Raw genomic sequence first — 2,751 nt, forward strand, 5'->3', positions numbered from 1 at the left:
CGTCCGTCAGCACGAGCTTGGCGTCGGCGAGCCAGTCGAACCTTAGCCCGATGGTGCCTTCCTCGATCTCGATCAGAACCTCGTCGCCCATCGTCCCGGCGAGCCGGCCCTTGAAGCGCTTGCGCCCGTCGATCATCTCCTCGGTCTCGATCCGCGCTTCGTAGCCCTTCCAGGCGTCGAAGTCCTTCAGCCGCGTCAGCGGCCGATCGATGCCGGGGGAGGAAACCTCGAGGGTGTAGGCATCCTCGATGGGATCCTCGACGTCGAGCATGGCCGAGACGGCGATGGAGACGCGCCCGCAGTCGTCCACGTCGATCCCGCCCTGGGGCCGGTCGGCCATGATCTGCAGCGTCTTGTGCAAGCCGCCCATCAGCCTGATGCGCACAAGTTCGAACCCCAGGCCCTCGATGGCGGGGGTCACGATCTCGGCCAGGCGCCGGTCGATGGCGGTCTTTGCGATGAGGTCGGTCATCGGTCCCTGAGGCAACAAAAAACGGGCCAGAGCGGCCCGTCGATCTTTCCCGGTGGGTTGCGAGTTTGGACCCCGCAGCCGCGCTGTTGAGCCGCATATAGGGGAAGGCGGGCGGCGATGCAAGAAAAGAGTGCGGCGACCTCAGCCGCCGGACGGGTTGTCGCGCCAGATGGTGAAGTTGAGCGCCGTGGCCAGGGTCAGCCAGACGAGGTAGGGCACCAGCATCAACGCCGCGATCCAGTCGAGCGCCCAGAAGGACAGGATCGTGAGTGCCACGGCGATCCAGAGCAACAGGATGACCACAAGGCCCGCGCGGATATGGTGCCCGCCGAAGAACACCGGCGTCCAGAGCGTGTTGAGCGCGATCTGGAACGCCCAGAGCGCGAGCGCGGTGCCGTTGCCGGGCAGCCCCGCCATCCGTGTGGCGGCCAGGGCCATCAGGAGGTAGAGAAGCGTCCACACCACGGGAAAGACCCAGGCGGGCGGCGTCCAGGCGGGCTTTCGGAGGTTCCCGTACCAGACGCCCGGCTGGAAGATCATACCCGTCGCTGCGGCCGCGATACATGCCCCGAGGAAACCAAGGAACGTCGTCATCTGCAAGTCTGCCTCCCCTCGGCCCGTGCCGCGTCGCTAGGTTCTCAAACCGTCCATGATCCGAATGAGTTCCGCCGAGATCCCCGGCTCCGACAGGGCGTGGCCGGCGGCGGGAACCATGCGGAGATCCGAACGCTTCCAGTGCCGCGCGAGCGTCCAGGCCGAGACGGGCGGGCAGATCATGTCGTACCGACCCTGGACGATCGTGCCCGGTACCTCGGCGATCTTCGGCAGGTCACGCAGGATCTGGCCGTCGGTCTCCAGAAAGCCCCTGTTGATGAAGTAGTGGTTCTCCAGCCGGGCGAAGGCGCGCGCGTAGTCGGCCGGTGCGTCGCCCGCCACACCGTCGTGTTCGATGCTCGCGAGCGCGTTCTCCCACCCTGCCCAGGCGCGGGCGAATCGCGTCTCAGTCATCGCGTCACCCGAAAAGAGCCGACGGTGGTAGGCGGCGATCATGTCGTGTTGTTCGCCCGGTGGAATGAGCCGCGCGAAATCGTTCCACCGGTCGGGCCAGAAGGCGCCGGCCCCGCCGCCGTAGAACCACGCGAGCTCTCCTTCCGTCATGAGGAACACGCCCCGCAGGACGAGGTGACGCACGCGGTCCGGATGGGTCTGTGCATAGACCAGTGCCAGCGTCGCCCCCCAGCTTCCGCCGAAGACGATCCAGCCCTCGATCCCGAAAAGCCTGCGGATGCGCTCGATGTCGGCGACGAGGTGCCAGGTGGTGTTCGCCTCGACGGCGGCATGCGGACGCGACCGGCCGCAGCCGCGCTGGTCGAAGAGGATGATGCGATAGACCGCCGGATCGAAATAGCGCCGCATCGCGGGGGAGCAACCGCCGCCCGGTCCGCCGTGGAGCACTACGACCGGGACCCCGTCGGGCCGGCCGCATTGTTCGACATAGAGCGTGTGGCCGTCACCGACATCGAGCAGGCGCTGATCGAAGGGCTCGATCTGCGGGTAGAGATTGATGCTGGTGCGCTTTTGCCCTGCGATCCGATCCATGCTTCGACTATATAGCGCAAAGATGCGGGACCGCCACGGGTCCGGCGCGCCCAGACGGAGAGACGCATGAATTCCGCGACATCCACGGTCGATCCCGCCGAAGTGGCGAAGTTCGAGGCCATGGCCGCCGAGTGGTGGAACCCACACGGCAAGTTCAGGCCGCTGCACATGATGAACCCCGTGCGGCTCGGCTACATAACGGCCCAGATCGCCGCCGAGTTCGGGCGCGACCTGACGGCACCAAACCCCTTTTCCGGACTGCGCATTCTCGACATCGGCTGCGGCGGCGGGCTTCTTTCGGAGCCTATGGCACGGCTTGGAGCGCATGTCGTCGGCGCCGACGCGGCCGAGCGGAACATCCCCGTCGCGCGGATCCATGCCGAGGAGCAGGGGCTCGACATCGATTACCGCCATACCACGGCCGAGGCGCTTGCAGCCGGCGGCGAGGTCTTCGACGTGGTCCTGGCCATGGAGATCGTCGAGCATGTGGCCGATCCGGCGGCATTCCTTTTGACGTGCCAGACGCTGATGAAACCCGGCGGCCTCATCGTCTCCTCCACCATCAACCGCAATCCCAAGAGCTTCATGATGGCGATCGTGGGCGCGGAATGGGTAATGCGATGGCTCCCCAAGGGCACCCACGACTGGGCGAAGTTCATCACGCCGGCAGAACTTGAAGG

The 2,751-nt window shown here is 66.3% G+C and carries 4 protein-coding genes; 1 reads left to right on the forward strand and 3 read right to left on the reverse strand.

The window, feature by feature from the left end; translation table 11 throughout:
• From rimP to pip, 3 genes are all read right to left on the reverse strand, one after another.
• A partial coding sequence (gene rimP, locus ACMUOO_RS17010) for a ribosome maturation factor RimP (RefSeq protein ID WP_413855789.1) occupies positions 1-472 on the reverse strand: 472 nt, incomplete at its 3' end.
• Between the two features lie 141 nt (positions 473-613).
• Positions 614-1,066 carry a tryptophan-rich sensory protein TspO gene (gene tspO, locus ACMUOO_RS17015; protein ID WP_301919715.1) on the reverse strand — a complete coding sequence of 151 codons (453 nt, stop codon included), beginning with the start codon at positions 1,064-1,066 and terminating at the stop codon, positions 614-616.
• Positions 1,067-1,102: 36 nt separating this feature from the next.
• Complete coding sequence (pip, locus tag ACMUOO_RS17020; protein WP_301919716.1) at positions 1,103-2,071, reverse strand: prolyl aminopeptidase; 969 nt, start codon at positions 2,069-2,071, stop codon at positions 1,103-1,105.
• Positions 2,072-2,137: 66 nt separating this feature from the next.
• Between pip and ubiG the strand changes: the two genes are divergently transcribed.
• Positions 2,138-2,751: bifunctional 2-polyprenyl-6-hydroxyphenol methylase/3-demethylubiquinol 3-O-methyltransferase UbiG (gene ubiG, locus ACMUOO_RS17025; protein WP_413855790.1), on the forward strand; the 614-nt coding region annotated here is incomplete at its 3' end.

Origin of the sequence: Albidovulum sp. (assembly GCF_041919395.1) — a bacterium.
Lineage (GTDB): Bacteria > Pseudomonadota > Alphaproteobacteria > Rhodobacterales > Rhodobacteraceae > Albidovulum.

What these genes read in the sequence shown, in the direction of transcription:
- tspO (WP_301919715.1), bottom strand. Translation starts at nt 1,066, where the DNA reads ATGACGACGTTCCTTGGTTTCCTCGGGGCATGTATCGCGGCCGCAGCG.
- pip (WP_301919716.1), bottom strand. Translation starts at nt 2,071, where the DNA reads ATGGATCGGATCGCAGGGCAAAAGCGCACCAGCATCAATCTCTACCCG.